This window comes from uncultured Ruegeria sp. (genome assembly GCF_947489545.1).
In the GTDB taxonomy this organism is placed as follows: domain Bacteria; phylum Pseudomonadota; class Alphaproteobacteria; order Rhodobacterales; family Rhodobacteraceae; genus Ruegeria.
Window position 1 is genome coordinate 52935 of the sequence record NZ_CANLDZ010000003.1, and the last position, 21696, is coordinate 74630.

Genomic DNA, 21696 nt, shown 5'->3' on the forward strand with positions numbered 1-21696 from the left:
ATGGAGAACGTATCTGTCATCATCCTGTTTCTTTTTGTCCTTTTTACGCTGCTTGGGTCCGGCGTATGGGTTGGCCTTGCTCTGATGGGCGTCGCGTGGGTCGGAATGGAGCTGTTCACTACCCGACCGGTTGGTGACGTGATGATCACCACCATTTGGTCCGCCTCCTCCTCGTGGACGCTGACAGCGCTGCCAATGTTCATCTGGATGGGTGAGATCCTGTATCGAACACGATTATCCGAAGATATGTTCAAAGGACTGTCCCCTTGGATGGCCCCTATGCCCGGTGGGTTGGTGCACACCAATATCGTGGGCTGTACGGTCTTTGCCGCTGTGTCGGGGTCCTCTGCTGCCACTTTGACCACAGTTGGGAAAATGTCGATCCCAGAGCTGAGAAAGCGCAATTACCCCGAGAAGATGATCATCGGGACGCTGACCGGAGCGGCGACTTTGGGGCTTATGATCCCGCCTTCGCTGACGCTAATCGTTTATGGCGTGACGATTAATGAATCGATCACCAAACTGTTCTTTGCGGGCATTCTGCCGGGGCTTGTGCTGGCCACCATGTTCATGGGCTATGTCGCGATCTATTCGAAGGTGGGTAAAGACTGGAACCCGAACGATGAAAGCAAACTAAGTTTTTCAGAAAAGGTCAGGAATTCCCGTTTCCTGTTGCCGGTGATTTTGCTGATCACAGTGGTGATTGGATCGATGTATCTGGGCTATGCCACCGCAACCGAAGCGGCTGCTTTTGGTGTGATCGGGGGGTTGTTACTGGCGGCAGGTCAAGGATCGTTGAACTGGAAAACGTTCACCGAAAGCCTGATGGGAGCGACACGCACCAGCGCCATGATTGCATTGATCTTGGCCGGGGCCGCGTTCTTGTCGTTGTCCATGGGCTTTACCGGTCTGCCACGCGGGCTGGCGGATCTGATCGCTGGCTGGGAGTTGACCCGGTTCGAACTGTTGATGGTGCTTCTGGTTTTCTACATCATTCTGGGCTGTTTTCTTGACGGGATATCCTCGGTTGTGCTGACCATGGCAGTTGTCGAGCCGATGATCCGTGACGCCGGGATTGACCTGATATGGTTTGGCATCTTCATCGTGGTTGTCGTCGAGATGGCGCAGATCACGCCGCCGATCGGGTTCAACCTGTTCGTGATGCAAGGTATGACGAACCACGAAATGAGTTACATCGCGCGCGCTGCCATCCCGATGTTCCTGATCATGGTTTTGATGGTATTCGTGCTGATCTGGTTCCCGGAACTGGCCACGTGGTTGCCTGACAACTTACGTCAGGGGCCCGGAGGTTGACGTCACACGCCTGGCACTTGTTCCGCAAACAGACAAAGAGCGTATTGAACTAGGGTAAAAAGTTCTGCTGCTGTTGTTTTAGAGCGAACAGATGTCAACGCGAACTCGTTGCTTTCCGACATTTGCTGCGCGTTGGAGTATCTGGGCGTGACATATCTGTAAAAGCCGAAAGAGCATAAATCGGAGTTCAAATTCGGCGCAAATAGAACCCAACGAATGGCAAGGAGTGGCGTACGAACTAGTTCTCACGAAAACATACGAAAAAACACATCAGATGCCGGTGTTCTTGTCGTTGGGACGGATGTGTCAGGGCTAAAGGTCGCCATACGGGGTGGGCGTAACGCCCAAGCAGAAATGCAGACGCCGCGAGCTTTCGCTCATTTCAGACTCACCGAACAAGATTTGTGATAAGATATGACCAAGAAAGAGTTTTGCGGGGGGACGTCGTGAACCCGATCCAGAACTATCTTTATAACCAGCAGCGCCGCTCTGGACCTCGGCCTCTGCTGTGTTACAGCCCGTCAACAAGCCTGTATTTCGGCACTGACGGCAACGTATCAAGCTGCTGCTACAATCGCGAACCTCTAGGGTATTACCCGACCCAATCAATCCGCGAGATTTGGGAGGGCCGTGCGCGCCAAACCCTGTGCAAACGCATCGCGGCGGACGATCTTGGCGGCGCGTGCAACGGGTGCGGGTCGCAAATCGAAACCGGAAATTTCGGAGCCGTTGTCGCACAGCATTTCGACCGCTGGACGCCAAATCCGGATCATCCAACTTCGCTGTCTTTCGAGTTGCACAATGCCTGCAATCTGGAATGCATCATGTGCAACGGAGAGCTTTCTTCGCGGATCCGTCGGTTCCGCGAAAGACGTCCGGCCTTGCCGCAGGCTTATGGCCAGCCCTTTGTCGACGAACTGGAAGAGTTCATCCCCCATCTTGAGGGCACGACATTTTATGGCGGCGAACCTTTCGTCATGCGGCTGTATTATCGGATCTGGGAACGGCTCATCGCCCTGAACCCGGATTGCGAAATCACTATACAGACCAATGCGTCGATCCTTCCGGATCAAGCCCGTTCAGTTTTGGAACGCGGCAACGTGCATATCGGCATCTCGCTCGACAGTGTTCGGCGCGACACTTATTGCTCGATCCGTCGCAATGCCGACTTTGACACTGTGATGGCAAACACACGCTGGCTGGCCGACTATTCGCACCAGAACAACCGACCAATCGGGATTTCGGCCTGCATTATGACCGTCAACTGGCAGGAGCTGGTTGATCTGTTGGAGTTTGCCGATGAGCTTGGTGCGGTCCTATACTTCAATACGGTCTGGGAGCCGGAGCATCTGTCGCTTGCCTATGCTGCGCCAACATTGATCCAGAGAGTGATTGAGCTTTATGGCACGCTTTCGGTTGAACGTGGCCTGCGTGGCCCAACGCACGCTGCAGCAACGCTGACCTCGACCAATTTGGCGGGCTACGTCGCGCTTTTGAGCACATGGTATCAGGCTGCAATTCGGCGCGAGACCGAGGGCAAATTGGCGCAAACCACTGCTTTGGTGTAAGTTGGGCGGGTCAGCACGGCTACGATAGGGGCTGAAATGGCCAAAACTACCAGAAAACAACCAGCAAAAAAACCAACGAGGAAGGCAAAGCGGAGCGCGCCGAAACCTAAGCCCGCGCCAACGGAGTCTTCTAAGAAACCAACGAAAATTGAGAATGACAATCCGAGCCTGCAGCCGGCCCGCTCGGGGAAAGATGGGCAAGCCGACCTGCAGGCCGCGATGGAGGAAAGCTACCGTCAGCTACAGTCGATCTATACGGCCTTCACCCAGCAATACACCGACGCTGGGACACAGTATCAAAAGCTGTCGGAACAAGGATATGCGCCTGAGTTGGCTGACCTTTACAAAGAATTCACCGAAACGCGCGGTGCTGAGATCGCGCAGGAGGGTCTTCAGCTTGCCATTCGATATGCTGCATCGGCGCAAGTTTTGTCCAAACGATATACTGATGAACTTTTTCATTTCCTGAATACACGCGGAATGAATGGCTATTTGACCGACCCGGCGCCAGACCCTCAAGCGGCATTGATTTCGCTGTCTGGTGCTGCGGGCACAACCCTGTCCGCTAGTTTTGATGTTGAGAACAGCACAGCCACCAGTGTCAGCCCCCGTGTCTCGACGACGCCGGTTCTGGATGACTCTGGTACGGCTCTTGAAGGTGCGATGATTGATGTCGTCCCAGAGCTTATCAACCTCGCGCCCGGTCAAAAGCAAACGGTAAAGGTTATGATACCGCTTGATGCTGACCTCTACCGCGAAGGGGTATGTTATTCGACTGCCCTTGTGATTGTTGGATTAGGTCAGGCGCGCAACCAATTGATTTCTTGTCAGATAGACGTCACCTAATTGGCCGCATCAATCGCCAGATACGGTAACTCCACTCACCCGACTTCATCGATTCATAGACAGCCGATCCAGGGGCGGCCAGAAAGTTGCTCATGTCCTGATCGCCTCCAAAGGCACCAAGGCGCGACGCTGCGATTTCGTCACATGACAGCAGCACATTAGGTGTAATGTCTCGTTCATCTTCAATCACAAAGCCCAGATCTTTCAGTAGTTCGAGGCATTGATGCAGTTTTCCGACCGGCAAGAGATCGGTGTACAGAAACGCACCACCCGGTTTCAGAACCCGCATGACCGATGCGTAGAAGCGCTGTATGGCGGGGTAGGTATGAGAGCTTTCGATGTTGGTCACAGCGTCGAACTGCGCATCCTTGAAAGGCAAGTCCTCGGCGTCGCCCTGCAGAAATGTAAGACTGCCGTCAGTGTGTGTCTTTCGGCAAAAATCGATCGCCGCGCCTGAGAGATCCACGCCGGTGACCGCGGCGGGTTCGAAGAACTCAACCAAGGTTCTGGCTGTTCCACCCCGTCCGCATCCCACATCCAATAGGGTTTTGCCATCAACAGGGTAGGTTCCGATCACTTCCAGCGCCAGTTTGACCGAGTTTCGGTTCATCATCTTGTCGCCAAGTTCTGCCTTTGATGCCTCTGGCGCACCGTTTGACACGTAGCCATAGTTCAGAAAATGTGCGAAGGCTCCGAAAGCGGACCCATCCAGTTGTTTGGTCACACCGTCATACATGTCCTGAAAGCTTTTCTTAGCACCCTCCAAGCTTAGGTCCGGATCGGTTGCCGCAGAATTATGATTGGCCTCGGCTGGTTGGGGCGGCTCCCGTTCCTTCCCTATGTTTTTCTCAATTAACGGGGCTAGCCCTGCAATCGTTGGCGCGTCAAAAATCTGACCGACCTCTGGGGTGTAACCAAACCGCTCTTCGATCCGCATTGTCATCTCAATGGCAAGCAGCGAATGGCCGCCCAATTCAAAGAACTTATCGTGGATACCGACGGGGCTTAACCCAAGAAGTTCTTCCCAAATCCCCGCGAGGATAGTCTCCATGTCGGTCTTTGGTGCCTCAAAGGGATTGGTCAGGTTCGGACGGTTATGGCCACCTGTTGAAGCTTCCGCCGTGTGTGGCCTGGCAGTGAAGTCGACCCATTCGGCTAGTCTCGTCTTCAATGGTGTTGTGGAAATGGCAATCTGGTTGGCATCAAGCGCTGCCAGCCGCAAAAGTGCCTCGGCCCCATCTTCGGGCGAAATGGCATCTTCTCGGTGGATCTGATCCGCAAAAGCCCATTCATCCCAATTGACCGAGATCCACCTAGCGTCCGTGGGCCTGGACGCGGCAAAGCTGTCGAGCATCTGATTGGCAGCCGCATAATACCCCAGATTAACTCCGCCAAGAACCGCAGAAAGTGACGATCCAAGAATAACAAAATCCGGGGTATGACCTTGTAGTGCCTTGGCCAGCGTTTGTGCACCGCCGATCTTCGGATTAAGCTGGCGCGCCAGATCGTCGGATTTCAGCTTCTTCAGCTTTCCGAACCCGTCTTTCACGTTTCCCGCCATATGAAAAACACCATCAATTTCGCCAAACAGTTCTCGGCCATCGGACAGGGCTTGTTCAAGCGCCTGTTGGTCTGTCGCGTCAGCCTTCAGAGCAAGTACATGGCCCTTGCGGTCCAAATTCATCAGCGTGCGTGCAAGGGTCGCGGTCTTGTCAAATTCGTCCGACCCGGCGGTCAAGGCCTCCCAATTGGCCTTGGGTGGCGCGCCGTTTCGAGAAATGAGAACCAGTTTCGCCTGATACTTTTCGGCTAGCATCCGTGCAATCGACAATCCGATATTTCCGAGACCTCCAGTAATCACATAGACGCCGTTTGTTTTGAAAAGCGGCGAGGGATCAACGGGCTCCAACGGCTGCGCAGTGCAGCTCAGAACGTGTCTTTTGCCGCCAATATACGCGACGCTGGGCGTGAATTCAGACGCCTGTAGCTCGTCCAGCACCCAGCGCGCAAGCTGGTCCGCGGCGGCCGTAGATTGATCGTCTTTCGCGACATCCACAGTTGTGACCTGCAGTGATGAAACTTCCTGCCCCAATGTCTTCGCCAAGGCCAGGGTGGCTGACGCTGCAATGGAACATGTTCCATCGGGCCGGGCCGGTTGCGCCTGCGTTGTCAGCGAAATCATCTGAAACTTTGCCATCCCATTCGTTTTGGCAAGTTCGATGGCCGCATTTTGCATTGTGCTTATGCAGGTTTCAGCATCTTTAAGCATCAGAGGCCAAAAGGAAACGACATGGGTGATCGGGCTGGCCTCAAGATTGAGTTTGGCGGCCAGTTGTCTCATGTGTTCCGGGTCATGGGGATTCACAACAAAAGATCCGTCTTTTCGCTGCATGAACCGTTTCCCCGCCGTGGCCTTGATGGTTGTTACGCCTTGCTCTTGTATTGAGTTCTGTAAGCTGTTCGCAGCGCTGCGTTTGTCGCTGAAGATCAGCACGCGTGCTTCATCGGGAAAGGTGGATAAGTTCTCGATTGGTGTTTCAATCCAGTCAGGCACATAGGCCCAATCAACCATGGCCTTGCGCGAGGCGGCAGCCTGCATGCTTGGGTCTTCGCCGCCGCCGACCCAGTAACTGTCGCGTTCGAACGGGTAGGGCGGCAGCGCCACCTTTCGCCGAACTTCGCCCCTGTAATATGTATGCCAGTCAATATCCGCACCTTGCGCCCACAACTGACCGAGCGCGTCCGTCACAAGATCGACCTCTTCCGAAGGCCCCGCCTTGCTGTCCATCGACGACAGTGCAACAGAGTTGTTGCCCACAAGCAGAAGTCCGGCAAGGTTGGTCAGCGAGCGGCCCGGTCCGATCTCAAGGAAGATCGCATCTTGCAACGCCAGACCACCTTGCACACAGTTGGCAAAACGAACCGTGCTTCTGATATGCATGGCCCAATAGGCGGGGTCAGTTGCGGCCGTTGCCGTCAGCACGCTGCCAGTGAGGTTCGAGTAGACGTCGACACTTGGCGGCCGCAAACGTACATCCTTGAACGCCTCAATGAATGCATCAAGGATCGGATCCATCATGGCGGAATGGAACGCATGAGACGTTCGCAGCAACGTCGGAGTGATCTTCTGGTTTTCAAGCCGTTTGGCCAGTCGTTTTATAGCTGGTGTCGGACCCGCCACCACTGTCATGCTAGGCGCATTGACGGTCGCCACCGCAATATCGTTCGGTAAAAGAGAGCGCACAAACCCCTCGTCCTTTGGGATTGCCAGCATTGCTCCGGGTTTGCAGGACGCCATCAAAGCACCGCGCCGCGCAACAAGTCGTACCGCATCCTTCAGTGTCATGACCCCGGCCAGTGTCGCCGCCACGTATTCGCCAATGCTGTGACCAATCATGGCGCGTGGGCGAACGCCCCACGACATCCAAAGCTGGGCGAGCGCATATTCGACCGCAAACAAAGCGGGTTGTGTGAACTGGGTCTGCTTCAACTTGTCAGCTGCGCGTTTTCGAGCCTCTTTCTTTGGAAACACAATAGGTTTCAGATCCAGATCGGTTGCTACCCGGAACGCGCGGCAACACCGGTCGAATGCGCGGCGAAAAACGGGTTCGGCCCGGTGCAGACCTCTGCCCATATCCGGATATTGTGAGCCTTGGCCGGAAAACATGAACACGACGGGGCGGTCTTCGCCGTTGGACTGAAACGTGCGCACTTTTTCGGTATTGTGAGACAGAAGCGCGAGCGCGCTGCCGGCCGGATTGTCGGAGTCAACACGCACATAGCGCCGATGCGCGAAACGGGTCCGGCCGGTTTTAGCGGTATATGCAATGTCGGCGAGTTCAGATGAAGTTGCCGTCATGATTTGGCGGGCCTGTGCCAAAGCCAGCCGATTCAGTGCTGTCTCACTTCGGGCGGACATGACCACCAACTGCCGCTTGCGTCCTGGTCCTGAGTTGGTCTGCTTTGGCGGTTCTTCCAGAAGGACATGCGCATTTGTTCCACCTACCCCAAATGAACTGACACCCGCGCGCCGAGGCCCGTCTTTTGCCTGTATCGTGGCAGCGTCGCGATTCACGTAGAACGGGCTTGTCGGAAAATCGATCCCCGGGGCGGGAACACTGAAATGGGGGTTGGGTGGCACTTTGCCGGTTTCGGTCACCAGTGCAGCCTTGATCAGACCGGCGACCCCAGCGGCGCAGCTGAGGTGTCCCAGATTGGCTTTGACCGAACCAATTGAACAGAACTGCGTGTCATCCGTTGATTTGCGAAAGACACGCGTCAGGGCCGAAACCTCGATGGGGTCGCCGAGCATCGTCGCTGTTCCATGGGCCTCGATGTATCCGACGGAACGCGGTGCAATGCCTGCCATCTCAAAGGCAGTCTCAATCGCGCGCGCCTGTCCTTCTGCACTTGGCGCTGCATAGCTGACCTTGTTTGCTCCATCGTTGTTGTGCCCGAAACCTCTGATCACGGCCCGTATGCGGTCTCCGTCGCGGATCGCCTTGTCCAGGCGTTTTAAAACAACAAGCCCGACGCCGCTGCCGACGATGGTGCCCTGAGCGGCGGCATCGAACGGACGGCATTGCCCGTCGGGTGACAAGATTCCACCCGCTGCAAACAGATAACCACGCCGCTGGGGAACTTTCACCGTCACTCCGCCGGCCAAGGCAATATCGCAGCTTTCTTCCAGTAGGCTTTGGCAGGCAAGACACGTAGCAACCAGCGATGTCGAACACGACGTCTGAACGGTTATAGCTGGACCGGTCAGGTTCAGCTTATAAGCCACCTGAGTGGCCATGTAGTCTTTATCGTTTGTTATCATCAATTGCATGCCGTCCAAAAATCCCAGACGATCAAGATTGCGATTGATCAGATAGAGGTATCCGGACAATTCGCACCCGCCAAACACGCCGATATCACCCTTGTAGCGGTTGGGGACGTACCCGGCATCTTCCAGACTGTGCCAGGCGCATTCCAGAAACAGGCGGTGTTGAGGATCGGTCAGTTCGGCGTCACGGGGGCTGAACCCAAAGAACTCGGCGTCGAACTTGTCGACATCCTCGAGAAGGGTGGCTTTGTTGACGTAGTTTGGCAGTTCGTGGATGTCTTTGGGAACACTTGCTCCTTCCATTTGTTCGGCTGTCAGCGTTGTTACGGCTTCGCGCCCGGCCAGAAGGTTTTGCCACAGCTCTTCGACAGTCGCAGCGCCGGGAAAGCGGCCCTGCATTCCGATGATCGCGATGGAGTTTTCATCCGGCGCGATGGAAGTCCTTTGAGTGTTCATTCAGAGAGCCATCAACATAATCAAACAATGAGTCGGCGAAATCCGGGTTAGAAAAGGGAAAGAAGTGATCGCCCGCAAAAAGACGACACTCGAACCGAAGGCGCGTCCGATGGCGCCAGCCGAGAACGGCATCAAATGGAACCCGCGGGTCGTTATCAGAGCCTACGGCGAGGATAGGGCAATCAAGCGGCGGATGGTTTTCTGCGTCATCCGCGTCGTAACGTTCCAGCAAGGTGAAATCGGCGCGCACAGCAGGCAACACCCGGTCCATCAAGTTAGCGTTGGCGAGAACGTCGGCCGGTGTCCCATCAATCGCTTCCAGCTCTTTCAGAAACGCGACGCGCGGCAAGCCGGATATCGCGACCTCATGGGTGGCCATTTGTGGCGCGCGCCCAGCGACAACAAGCAAATTGGGCACGCGACCCTTTGCCCCCAGCGCTCGGGCTGTTTCATAGGCCAAAAGTGCCCCGAAACTGTGCCCGAACAGGGCATAGGGCCGATCCGTGAGCGGCAGTATTTTTGTGACGACGGCAGCGAGGAGGGACGACCACGATTCAACAGGGATGTGGTTCAATAGCGCTCCTCGACCTGGCAATGTTATGGATCTGACGTCCAAAACCGGCGCAAAACCGCTTATCCAATCTTGAAAGCGCTCTCCCGCACCGCCTGCATGCGGAAAACAGAGCAGGCGACCGGACAGGCCTGCACAGGTAGCGTCATGCGGATTCAATGCGATTTCAACACTCACAGCGTCTGTCACCTCTGGCGATGATTATCGGCACGCGCTGCGCACCTAACCACTGATCTGCCTGTACCATAACACAAATTGGTTCTTTTGGCGCGCCAGCACGTGTGCTGCTGATCATCAAACGTGATCAAGGACGCCAAATATGCTACTCTTAGCTCACCATCTGCATGTTTTACGTGCCAAACACTTATTCATATTGAGGTGCATGTCATAGGCACTGCACCGATTGCATTCGGAGGTGACGATGCCAGGCGGCGGCAAAGGCGGAGGTGGCAGAAGCACCGTAAACGTCAACAACGGACCTATTTCAATCGATTCAGATACCGATGCGGATGTCACGGTAAATGGTCTCGATGATATCGGTGTTACGCTCAATGGTGGAGCGAACCCGATCAAGTCTGAGACCAAGCTTGAGGGCGGGGATCCGATCAAAACGGAAAGCCTTCAGGACATCAAGATTTCTGAGCCGATAGTCACCGAAAGCTCAAGCGATCTGACGCTCGAGATCAAGCCGCTGTCGATCGATGTGAAACCGGTGGCATTGGATTTCTGCACCACGGTTAACTACGGTAAGCTGCCCACCGGCATCATCTGCCAACCGTACCACCACCATATCGGCGTGACCTATATGGGTGTCGAGTATTACGGCGTGACCTATAGCGGTGAAAGCAAGCAGATCTACGAAGAGTTGCCTTTCCGTCCTTCGGTCCAGTTACCGGCGCAAAGTTCGGCACCGTCGTCGGGGCATGCCACAGCCGGTAAGCAACCCAGTTCTGGTGGTGTGAAAATCCATATCAAGTAGGCGCGACATGGCAACGGCATCAAAGAAAACAACCTCAGACGTCAAACTTGTTGAGCCGCTTGTTTTGATTGGCGAACCGAGTGCGTTGTGCGGCACTCTGAACCTTGAGAACGCGGGTGCTGAACGAAAGGCACTGCGCGATCTTAAGTTGACCCAGGTGCCAGCAAAGGGGGGAAGGGGTACAAAAACCAAGGTATCTGAACCGGCCTTGGCCGTTGATTTGCCACGCGTCAAAATTCGAGCCGGCGCCAGAAAAGCTGTACCTTTGACCGTTGCCCTGAAACCGTCGACGCCACCCGGCATATACACGATGTCATTTCCCTTAGACGGCGCGGACCATCAGGCCCAAGTCATCGTAACCGAGGTCGTCGATTTTGAGGTTTCACCCCCCGAAGTGTTTGTGGTGGGAAAGAAAGGTGCAAAGGTCGAAAAGCTGATGGCCTTTCAAAACCATGGCAACGTTCCTGTCACCATTCCGGCAATCGGAGCCGTGCAACTTGATCTTGACGAGATACACTGCCGGGCACAGCGGGCGACGCTCAAGAAGCTTGAAGATACGGAACGTACCTTGGACGATGTGATGCGCGCCATGTCGCTCAGTTATGAGGCTGAGCTGGCGAGTTTCGCGCCGCTTAAGGTCACCAACGAAGCCATTACGCTGGAAGCGGGTCAGGCAGCATCACAAATCTGGACCTTTCAGATCCCGAGCAAGATTCCAGTCCGCGTCGAGACCACTGCATTCATACGGATTCTTTCGGAAACTGTGACGGCACGCATTTTGGCTGTCTGAAGGTTCCTCTATCCGCGCTTAGGAGGCAAGAACATGCAAAAAACGATGACACCCCCCGGTGGCAGTTATGCCCGAAAACCCGAGGTGTTCTATGCATATTGCTATCGCACGCAGAGCATGCGGATGATGGATATTGACGACTACCTCTGCAGTCTCCGCGAAGGGTACACGCAGCTGCAGGCCTACTACTCCACCGCACTTTATGGGGTGCCGGGCGTGCAGTATTCTCCAAAACAGTGTGGATGCGACTACGGGTGTGAGTGCTGTGACAGCCCGCGCGTTTACGACAGCTGCTGCGAGTGCTGTATTTGTGATGGAGACGTATTGATCGAAGCTAGGTGTTCTGAACGGCGCGTCATCTCGATTACGTTTTCCAATGACAGCCGGCGAACACGCGACGTGGCACTTTCACTAAGCAGTTTCACAACGGCAAGCGGGCGCGATCTTGGGTGGAATGCTTCTTTGTCCGAAACCAAATTCACGTTGGGACCTTGCGAGGAAAAAGTTATTTCGCTCGCTGTCAATATCGATTGTTCTGTGTTCCACAAAGACCATGGCACGGGCAAATCCTCGAAAGATCGCGAAGAGAAAGACGATCAACGTCGTCACGATGTGGACCGCTGTGAAGTCGCTTATGCGCGCGTTAACGCGGATGGGTGCATCAACCGGCCCGTTCTTGTCGCAGTCGCCGTTCTGCCAAATCAGTGCGACAGCCATATTTCCACCTGTAAGTGCGATTGCTGCTGACCTGAGACCAAGCTAACAGATCGGAGCCTGTATTTGCGCCCCATTTTCGATAGGCGGTATCCTACTAGAAACGTGTGTCACCCCGCGTGATATTGTTGCTGGTGCGAGCAAGGTCCAGGTGGCCAGGAAGGTGCGTGCGAGCCAAGGCCGTCGTCGGCTATTGGGAGAATCCCGGCCAATAATCGCCCAGGCTTTTGCCCAAAAGATCTGAAAGCCCGGCATTTCGGTGCGATAGATGCTGGCGCAGGTAGTCGCGCGTTTTGGGCCGTATGTCCGACGGCGGTCGATCCTGCGTTAGAACCCGCTTTTCGACGAAATGATACCAACGACGGTAAGCTTTGTGACCGATGGCAGACATGGCGCGACCGAAGCCATCGAAATGGCGGGCGTAGCGATAGCGCACCAAAATCTTGCCCACGCGATTCAGGCGAAGCAGCGTACTTGTTCGGGTCGGATACTTTGTTCGATTGTGCCAGGTTTCCACCTTTGCGACCGGCATCGGTGAAAGCCCGAGAAATGTGGTAACACCATCCATCGCGGCCTGCTGATCGGCCTTGAATTCCTCGAACAAGACAACATGCACCCGGTCCTTCCCAAGCGCCGCATGGAATTGCCGTAGGGACGGGGCATAGGTTGAACCCAACACGATTGAAGGTTCGCTGCTGAGCGCTTTTTCAAAAGACACACAGGTGCGTCCGCTGCGCAGAAGATGCCAGTATTGCGAAAAAGCGCGCCGGACCGGATCTCGCAGCATGAAAATTACTTTTGCATCCGGGTTCATTGCTTTGATGCGAAACGCTGCGACATCGGACATCAGGTAGGTTGTTGAATCCTCGCCCGTAAGGCATCCATCGGGCGCATCAGAAAAGCGGTTTTGATACCAGTCCTTCAGGGCCGGGTCGCCGGGAGAACGTGCAACCAGATCGTCACCCTCCATCCCCAGGAAATCACCGTGTGCAATGGGATCGTCGGCATCAAAGAAGTACAGCTCGTTTTTGGCCATCCAGACGTCGGGGTGTTGATCCAAAACTTGATGCAGTGAGGTTGTGCCGCATTTCGGAGCTCCTCCGATGATGAAGTCCGGTATTGCCAAAATCATTGCCTCCTATTCGATCATCGGGCGGAAGAGGGTTGAAAGCTAAGACGCAGCAATCTGGCTTGCCAATTCGGTTCGGGGCGCTGATTGCAGGGTTCGACACCGCTCCAGAAACTCGGCGTTTTGCAAATCTTCGTTGTAGTCGCGCTCGACTTTCTTGCGGGCAGCTGTTGCCAAGGCCGTTGCGTTTTCGATGTTTTGCGCAACGAACAGAATGTTCTGACACAGCTCTTCTGCGTTGTATTCATCAGACAGTAGCCCGGTCTCATGATGGGTGACCAGTTCGGGTATGCCGGAATGGCGCGTTGCGCATACCGGGGTTCCAAGCGCCATCGCCTCCATCAAGGTAACTGGTATGCCTTCCTGGTCACCATCCTTTGCCGTGCAGCTTGGGGCGAGCAAGACATCCGAATTAGTAATCCGTTTCAGGGCATCTTGATGAGGCAGGGCACCGAGAAAACGAACGCGATCTTGCAATCCGTTACGCGTCACCTGATCTTGCAGTTCCGATGTCAGCGGGCCGTCGCCGCCAATGTCGTAACGCCAGCCGATCTCGGGGTGGTGTTGGTGCAGCAACACCAATGCGTCAATTGCGGTCTTCAACCCCTTTTTCTCCACCAACCGGCACAGGCTAAACAGGCGCAAAGTCGTGTCGACTTTGGGTGCCGAATAAGCGTATCGAGACACTGGAATGCCAAGGTGCCGGGTTTCGACGCGCGCGTCGGGGGCGCCGCACTCAACAAGACGCTTGGCGAATTGTGCATTGACCGTGACATGCAGATCGCCCTGGATGAAGAGATCCCGGTATCGTTCCAACCTATCGCGCTGATACTCGACACTCACATCCCGACCGTGAAAAACAGTCACCAAAGGTGGGCGATGTTTCCAGCCCTTTTGCGCGCGTGCCACCGCAGCGCCGCGATACCCGAAATGTGCAATGACAACGTCTGCATCAATCTGTCGCCGCCATGCAGATCGATCCATCCGCGCGGCCAGTCGGTCCGCCAAATGTCTTGGGATGGCCTGTAACAGGCTTGGTCTTGTCGGGGGCCAAACGACAATTCGAACGTCGGTCAGCAAAGCCTTTTCTTCATCCGAAAGTGGTGTCTCTGCTTCGAACGTTTTGCAGGCCACCGTCACTTGATGTCCCTGTGCCACGGCATACATCACCTGTGAGGTGACAAACGTCTGTGACACCGTTGGAAAGCTCGAGACACAAAAGCAGATGTTCACGGGTCGGCTCCGATTTCGTTGGATTTGCCAATTCAGGCTGAGCAGCGGACACTTTGTTGCGAAACAGCCCTGTTCAGTACCGACAGGAACGCCTCATGCTGGCGTTTGAAATCGAGTTCGGGGCGTTTGGCGTAGTCCAATGCTGTTTTTGACAGATCGTTGTAGGCATCTTCGTTCGACCATAGCTTGCGCAGCGCATCGACCCACTCCTCGGTCGGTGCATCATGGGGCAGAACGATGCCGCCGGGTCCGATGGCCTGACTCAGCCCCCCTCGGTTCGAACCGATCACGGGGATACCACTGCAATGGGCCTCGGACGCAACGCGGCCCCAGGCTTCTTCCCACTGGCTTGGCGCCAGCAGTACCTTTGTACGCCCATAGACCTTCGACATATCTGATGTTCGGCTCATGAACGTGACGTTGGGCAGCTCGGCAATTTCGGCCATAATTTGTTTGAAAAGACCGTCCCAAAGTGTCCAGGCCTCGACAAACAGGAACGGAATATCCGGGCAGGCACGCGCCATTTCGCGCGCAACCTCATACCCTTTTTTTGGATGTATGTTGATAAGCGTCGCGAATTCTCTGGTGGTGTCGCATCTATATTCTTCAAAATTTATGGTTGGCGTAATCACCGCGCAATCGATGCTGTAGGCGTCGTGGTAGGCCCCCGCTGTAAAGTTTGAATTGGCGATGAAACTTGCGCCAGGGATCATACTTACATCCCCTTCGTTTTCGTCAAACTCAACGTTGCGCAGATATAGAACAACAGGCAGGCCGAGTTCTGCAAACTCCATACCCAAGCGGGCTGAATGTCGAGTTTGGATGACCACGACATCGGGTCGGAAACGATCGACGGCTGCGGAAATTCGGGCCGGGTCCACGGGTTCCCAGGTGCGCATGACCTCGTAACCCTGACTGTGGTCGATACTGAACGGGCGACCGGTGATCTTGCGCTGGGCTCTCATCCGAAACCCAAAGAACCCACGACCAGAAAAGCCGCAATACACGGCGCATTCATGACCTTGGGCAATGCTCTCGCGGATCAAATGATCGGTGCTGTTCTGGGTGCCGCCGCTGGCTTCGGGCAACCAACCATTTCCACCCGCAAATAGAATTCGCATTTTCATACCCTTACAAATGGGCGCAGGCATACTGCGCGCTTTGAATTGTTGTGACGGGCGAGGCCGGTATGCTGATTCATCAATGATCTGCCCCGTCTGTTGGCCGGGTTACGAGAGGCTGGATTGGCGAGGTTGCGCACCAAGTTTTGCAAGCATCCGAATGTAGTTCGACATCCGACGCGTAAAGATGTTGGATCTTATCGACACCAGATTGTGACAGGTCGGACTTTTGCGTTCGTGATCCGGTGGTCTTGTTTGCATGCAATAGCAGCCCCGGGGGCACGCCAGTCAACTTAGTCAGCCCCTCGGCCATCTTGTGAAATGGGATCAACGCATCGACCATCACGGTATCACCGTCACAGATGTAATCCGATTGAGGTCGAAAATGGAAAAACCTCATGGTCGTTTTGCGAAAGGCCTTTTGTGTCCAAAGCCGGTTCAGGAAGTCATCGACCGGTTGCGTCCCGATCATTCTGGATCCGAACTGTCGGTCTTGCGCGTTGCGTCCACCGGATTTCAGATAGTCATAGGCAGACAAAAACCGATCCACAGGGTCCCTAAGGATCGCGATCTTGGGTAGCTGTTGCCATGCCCTTGGACATTCCGACTTTACATCGTTCCACGTCCTGTGCCGCACGCGGTACCCGAACAAAGCGTCTTCCACCGACGTACCGGCGTTCTTGGGTATGTGTATTAGGATAAGGCCGCGTCTCAGATAGACATCTTCAAGCTGCGGGTCGGGCTTGGGCTGTGAGCGTTCAATCATTCGGCTGGGCATCACGCGCCAACCGATCTCGGTGCTAATCCGTGTCAGCGTCTGCATCACATAGCCTCCGGCATCCGGACTGCGCAACCGGCACAAAAGCGTGGTGCAGTTGGTGTTGTAGAGCACATCATGCGGGCCTCTTATCGCCGCGTTTTTTCAGTTCCTGTAAGGCTTTGACTGCCAACCCTTTCACTTCGCTCAGGGTGTCGCGGCCATAGGCACTGAAGGTCAAAAAGACTGCAAACGCGGCATAGCTTATCGTGGTTCCGGCAAGGAGCTTTGCAAACGCGTGATTGGGCAATGAGGCTTGCGTAACCAAAATGATCACGTAACAAACGAGGCCGGCACAGAATGCCGGCAGAATTCGCCGCAGGATGCTATCCCGACCAACTGGTCCTTTGCGGGTTACAAGCAGCCAAAGGGGAAACAGTTTCAGCATCGTGACTGCGGCATAAGCCATCGCAAACTCACGGACGCCGAATTGCACCCCCCAGACGAATGCTGCACAGGTGACAGTCGCAGACGCAAAGCCCCACCATGCCATTTCGGTGGTGCGCCCCTGACTGACAAATAGCCACCCGGTAGGGTTTGCCAACGGTTGCGCCAAGGCGGCAATGCCCAAAGCTGCGAAGATCGGGGCGCTTTCCGTCCATTGCGCACCGAGCAAAAACGGAACGGCTGTGTCCGCCATTCCCGTCAACGCGGCGACGCCGGGCAGGATGGCAAGCTGCATCAGCCCGAAGACGCGAAAAAACGCGTGGGTGTAACGGTGCGGTTCGTCCTGCATCCGTGACAGAACGGGTACCATAACCTGCGACAATGGCTGAGCCACACGGTTCAACGGAAACAGGATCAGTTTGTACGCCCGATCATAGAACCCAAGCGCCGAACCACCCCAGACGCGCCCAATCAAGATGCTGTCGAGGTTGCGTGACAGGAAATTCGCCAGCTTGAACCCCGTCACTCCGGCGCCAAAGCCCAAAAGATCGGCAGTCCCAGCTGCGATGCTAGGGCGCGATGGGTGCCAAGGGACCCAAGCCCACACCAACAGAGCGCCGAGAACGCCGCCGGCCAGAGTACCCGCAACCAGCGCCCAGGGTGTTGGTGAGACCAACGCCCAAAGGATCGAAACAACCAAAGAAAACACGGCGATAATGCTGGCGTTGATCGCAATTCGACCAAAGCCCATACTGCGATTGAGCAGGGCAAAGTGCTGCGCCCCAAGCGCTGTGACGACCATGTTCAGGGCCATGATTCTGACCAGCCATGCCAATTCGGGTTCTTTGTAGAAATCAGCAATCAGCGGTGCCAGAAGGATCAGCAAGACTGTTAGTGTCAGGCTGACGCCCAAATTGATCCAAAACAACGAGTTGAGCTGTCCATATGTCAGAGTCCGTTTCTGGATGACCGCCTGTAGCAGACCCATTTCCTTGAACAGCGTCAGAAATGCAATGACCGGGCCGATCATAGCAATCAGGCCGAAATCTTCGGGCTTGAGCAGTCGCGACAGGATGAGAACCGACCCGAACTGACACCCGACCATCACCAGTTGGCTCAATGCGGCGTAGACGCCACCTTGAACGACGGTTCCGCCGTAGGTGTCATGGGCGACGGTTTCCACCACCTCATGAGGATCACGTTGAGCCATGCTTTAGGACTTTCTGCCAATTTGACGTCGCAAGAATTGCATGGAGCGGGGAGGTGTGCCCGCCCTTTGCACGCGCAGCATCTTTTTCAGCAACTTCCCGCCAAACGGGTGCCCTGAATGGCGGAAAACGTTCTATACGTAACAAACATGATGCAAGACTTGGGCATCCAGAACTGATGCGTATTTGATTTGCGACTTACTGACGGATTCATCCTATGGACGATTTTTCGCTCATTCTAAAGCGGGTGACGGCTCGGTTTTGCCGGTTCGGGAGCGCGTTTTAGACAAGCCTCGCAACGTCAACCCAGCTGCGGCACAAAAGCGTAAGCGTATCTGCGATGAGATGTTCGATCGATGCCCACGGACAATACAAGCGGGACTGAAGTAACCTTCGAGCAAGGCAACTGCTCTGGCGTGAAACGGCACGTTTTGTATCTGGCGCATGATCTGGATGACGCCGCCATTTGGCGACGGGTCGATATGCTTAGAACAGGCGGTGCCGACGTCAGTGTTGTCGGATTCCGACGACGCTCGGGGCCCTTGCCCGAAGATGCTCTGGTGCTGGGCCAGACCCATAATGGCAAGATGTTGCAACGCGTCTTTTTGGTTCTGAAACTTCGTCTTCGGCTGCACGCGATTGTCAGAAACGTGCCACCTGTGGATGCAATCCTCTGCAGGAACCTTGAGATGCTGGCGCTTGCGGTACCGTTGCTTCGGGTTCTGCGATCAACTCGGCCGGTCTCATTAGTCTACGAGGTCCTCGATATTCATCGCCTTATGGTTGGCCAATCAATCAAGGCGCAGGTAATGCGCTGGATTGAACGCCGACTGTGCCGGAAGGTGGATCAAATTGTCGTTTCTTCTCCGGCCTTTCAGCGAGAGTACTTTGTTCCAGTCCAGCGCAGCACGGCTCCGATCCTCTTGGTTGAAAATAAGGTGGTTGCGCAGAGCGACGACCCATCTGGAACCAGCGGTCGATCAACGGGTGCAGTTCAAGCTGTGCTTCGCATCGGTTGGTTCGGAATTCTAAGGTGTCGCTTTTCTCTGCGATGCCTGGATACCCTCACAAAAGCCAATCCGGGACGCTATAGGATTGTGTTGCGCGGACGTCCCGCGCTTGATGAATTGCCCGACTTCCATGATGTCGTTGAGGGTAACCCGGATTTGGTGTTCGAAGGTCCATACTCCTACCCGAATGATCTTGCTGCGATCTATCGGGACGTGGATCTTGCCTGGATGATCGACCGCTACGATTCCGGCGGCAATTCGGATTGGCTTTTGCCAAACCGCCTGTATGAAAGTGGACTGAACGGCGTGCCGCCAATCGCACTCGCCGGAACAGAAACAGCGCACCTTATAGGCGAACTTGGCATTGGTCTGATACTGGAAAAAGCAGATGACGCGTCGGTCATCTCGGCAATGGAGCAAGTGTCACCTGAGATCGTGGATCATTTGCACCAGATGCAACATGCAGTACCGCCAGACGTTTGGCAGGTTAGACAGCATGATGCGTGCGACCTTGTTGCGGCAATCACCGAAAAGCAGCCATTCAAAGCGTCAGAAAGCATCAATACAGCGCAAGATGCGGTGCTGATTGTCATTCCGACCTTTAACGAAGCTGAGCATATCGCGGGTGTTGTAGATGGGCTGACAGTCTTTCTTAAACGCAGACGCGAACAGGCAGCGCATACGCGTTTGGTGATCGCTGATGGCGGCTCAACGGACGGGACGCAAGACATTGTCAGGGACAAAATCGCAGCCTTGCCACACTATGACATACGGCTGCTGGACAACCCCGCCCGATATCAGAGTGCCGGAGTGAACGCGGCCTGTGCCCGGTATGGTGAGGGTATAGACTGGTTGGTCCGCCTAGACGCGCACTCCGACTACCCGGTCGACTACATTGATACCTTGCTGGCTGAGGCGGATCGGACCAAGGCGGCCAGCGTCGTCGTCCCAATGCACGCAGTTGGTGCGACCCTGATACAGCACGCCATCGCCGTGACGCAGAACGCTCGTCTTGGAAACGGCGGGTCGGCGCATCGAACCGGCGGCTTCGGACGGTTCGTTGATCATGGGCATCACGCGCTTATGCGTCTTGATGCTTTCAGGTCAGTCGGCGGGTATGACCCGCGGTTTTCGCACAATGAGGATGCCGAACTGGATAGGCGCCTGACGCAGTCGGGGCACCGGATTTGGCTGACGTCAAACACGCGGCTTGAATACTTTCCACGGAGCACCATCACCGCATTGTTCCGTCAATACTTCAATTTTGGCGGGGGCAGGGCGCGGACGATGTTGAAGCACCGTCAGATGCCGCGGCTGAGGCAGGCTGCGATGATCGGTATCGCTCCACTGTTAGGGCTGGCAGCTCTGGCCCCAATCGCCCCAATCTTTGCATTGCCTGCAGTGATTTGGATCTCGGCCTGTCTGATCTCGGGCGCGATACTTGCCGCTACAAAGCTTGAGGTTTCAGCGCTGGGTGCTGGTCCGATTGCGATCGTTATGCATCTGGGTTGGTCGACTGGCTTCTGGAAGCAGCTGTTACTGCGCCCATCGGATGTACGGTTCGGCGATGTTCCAATTTCCAACACTCAGAAACCCGCGATCCCGTTGGAGCATATCGCTGTTGGCGTTTGTACGTATCAACGTACTAGCCTGATGGATACGTTAACAACGCTTGAACATCAGAACCTTCCAAATGGCACGAAACTATCGATCATTGTTGTCGATAATGATGCGTCACCCAGCGCCCGCAGCATTGTCGATGAATTCGCTGCGGCCTCACGTCACCAAGTGATCTACCGATTTGCGCCTGCGGGAAACATCGCGATTGCACGCAATGCTGCACTGGATGAGGCTGAACTCCAAGGTTTGCGTGCCTTTGCGTTCATCGATGACGATGAGCTGGCTCCGCCGAACTGGCTCAGTGACCTTGTTGTGCGCCTCGCAGATGCCGATGCAGACGTTGTGGTCGGGCCAGTTCGCGCAGGGTATGGACCAGAGGCACCACGTTGGATGCGTGCGCTGCGCATTCACGACACAACACCAGAACTCGGGGCTGATGGCCGACCAATCGCGGGTCATAGCTGCAACGTCATTATGGATCTCGGTAGCGATGCTCTGGCGGGCCGACGTTTCGATTTGGATCGGGGCGTATCAGGGGGCGAAGATACTGCGTTCTTCAAAGAAGCTGTTGAACATGGCGCCCGGATTGCATTCGCCCCGCATGCTCAGCTTGAAGAGCCGGTAACGCCGTCGCGAGCAACCATGTCGTGGCTGATGCGGCGACGGTTCCGAATGGGACAGACACATGGAAGTCTCTTGCGCCAGCACGGCCGAGGTAGCGTGCGCCTGAGGGCTCTGCCACTGGCGGTTGCCAAGGTGATTTACTGTGTTTTTTTCGCGCTGATAACTGCGCCAAGTGCCGCGCGGCGCAATGCAAACCTGCTGCGTGGCGCGCTACATTGCGGAACTATCGCGTCTTTGATTGGGGTTCAAGATATCACGGTCTATGGCGAGGCCAGCGAAAAGGCTTAGGTGGCTTCGACCTGAACGGGACTGGTTGTCCACGCTATGAAGGCAGCGTTAGCGCAACTGTTTCGCATCCCCCGCTTGATTGTTTACATTTTTGCCACAGGAGGGCCTAGAATTGAGTGGTCGTCCGGGGTGTTTTTGCTGTACTCTGCATCAAATGGTGGGGGAATGGGGCGTTAAATTGAGCCTCCGCCAA

14 protein-coding genes are annotated in these 21696 nt (G+C 55.3%); 7 read left to right on the forward strand and 7 right to left on the reverse strand.

Features of this window, described 5'->3' with window-relative positions; all coding sequences use genetic code 11:
* The 3 genes from Q1B13_RS05195 to Q1B13_RS05205 all read left to right on the forward strand — a co-directional run bounded on the left by Q1B13_RS05195 (position 1) and on the right by Q1B13_RS05205 (position 3728).
* Positions 1-1314 carry a TRAP transporter large permease subunit gene (locus Q1B13_RS05195; RefSeq protein WP_298932818.1) on the forward strand — a complete coding sequence of 438 codons (1314 nt, stop codon included), beginning with the start codon at positions 1-3 and terminating at the stop codon, positions 1312-1314.
* Positions 1315-1760: 446 nt separating this feature from the next.
* Positions 1761-2882, forward strand: a complete 1122-nt coding sequence (locus Q1B13_RS05200) for a radical SAM protein (protein WP_299078046.1) — start codon at positions 1761-1763, stop codon at positions 2880-2882.
* Positions 2883-3101: 219 nt separating this feature from the next.
* Entirely contained in the window at positions 3102-3728 is a 627-nt protein-coding gene (locus Q1B13_RS05205; RefSeq protein ID WP_299078048.1) for a hypothetical protein, read from the forward strand.
* Here Q1B13_RS05205 and Q1B13_RS05210 read toward each other — a convergent pair.
* Complete coding sequence (locus Q1B13_RS05210; RefSeq protein ID WP_299078051.1) at positions 3721-9012, reverse strand: type I polyketide synthase; 5292 nt, start codon at positions 9010-9012, stop codon at positions 3721-3723. The genes Q1B13_RS05205 and Q1B13_RS05210 overlap by 8 nt on opposite strands.
* Entirely contained in the window at positions 8978-9760 is a 783-nt protein-coding gene (locus tag Q1B13_RS05215) for an alpha/beta fold hydrolase (RefSeq protein ID WP_299078054.1), read from the reverse strand. Before Q1B13_RS05215 ends, Q1B13_RS05210 begins: the two co-directional genes overlap by 35 nt.
* A 244-nt stretch (positions 9761-10004) precedes the next feature.
* Between Q1B13_RS05215 and Q1B13_RS05220 the strand changes: the two genes are divergently transcribed.
* The 3 genes from Q1B13_RS05220 to Q1B13_RS05230 are packed head-to-tail and all read left to right on the forward strand — an operon-like array spanning position 10005 to position 12099.
* Complete coding sequence (locus Q1B13_RS05220; protein WP_298932809.1) at positions 10005-10562, forward strand: hypothetical protein; 558 nt, start codon at positions 10005-10007, stop codon at positions 10560-10562.
* Positions 10563-10569: 7 nt separating this feature from the next.
* Positions 10570-11352, forward strand: coding sequence for a hypothetical protein (locus tag Q1B13_RS05225; protein ID WP_299078057.1), 783 nt, complete (start codon positions 10570-10572; stop codon positions 11350-11352).
* 33 nt (positions 11353-11385) lie between these two features.
* Positions 11386-12099: a hypothetical protein gene (locus Q1B13_RS05230; RefSeq protein WP_299078060.1), complete on the forward strand. Its 714-nt coding sequence runs from the start codon at positions 11386-11388 to the stop codon at positions 12097-12099.
* Positions 12100-12256: 157 nt separating this feature from the next.
* Here Q1B13_RS05230 and Q1B13_RS05235 read toward each other — a convergent pair whose 3' ends face one another.
* The 5 genes from Q1B13_RS05235 to Q1B13_RS05255 all read right to left on the reverse strand — a co-directional run bounded on the left by Q1B13_RS05235 (position 12257) and on the right by Q1B13_RS05255 (position 17963).
* Positions 12257-13192 carry a sulfotransferase gene (locus Q1B13_RS05235; RefSeq protein ID WP_299078063.1) on the reverse strand — a complete coding sequence of 312 codons (936 nt, stop codon included), beginning with the start codon at positions 13190-13192 and terminating at the stop codon, positions 12257-12259.
* A 45-nt stretch (positions 13193-13237) separates the two neighbouring features.
* On the reverse strand, positions 13238-14392 hold the full coding sequence (locus Q1B13_RS05240) for a glycosyltransferase (protein WP_299799723.1): 1155 nt from the start codon (positions 14390-14392) through the stop codon (positions 13238-13240).
* Positions 14393-14460: 68 nt separating this feature from the next.
* A complete protein-coding gene (locus Q1B13_RS05245) occupies positions 14461-15549 on the reverse strand; it encodes a glycosyltransferase (protein WP_298932797.1) in 1089 nt (362 codons plus the stop codon).
* A 79-nt stretch (positions 15550-15628) separates the two neighbouring features.
* Complete coding sequence (locus Q1B13_RS05250; RefSeq protein ID WP_299078068.1) at positions 15629-16372, reverse strand: sulfotransferase family 2 domain-containing protein; 744 nt, start codon at positions 16370-16372, stop codon at positions 15629-15631.
* 70 nt (positions 16373-16442) lie between these two features.
* On the reverse strand, positions 16443-17963 hold the full coding sequence (locus tag Q1B13_RS05255; RefSeq protein ID WP_299078070.1) for a lipopolysaccharide biosynthesis protein: 1521 nt from the start codon (positions 17961-17963) through the stop codon (positions 16443-16445).
* 354 nt (positions 17964-18317) lie between these two features.
* On the opposite strand from Q1B13_RS05255, the gene Q1B13_RS05260 reads away from it, so the two are divergent.
* Positions 18318-21503 (forward strand): glycosyltransferase, encoded by a 3186-nt coding sequence (locus Q1B13_RS05260; protein ID WP_299078074.1) that lies wholly within the window; start codon positions 18318-18320, stop codon positions 21501-21503.
* The last annotated feature ends 193 nt before the right edge of the window (positions 21504-21696 follow it).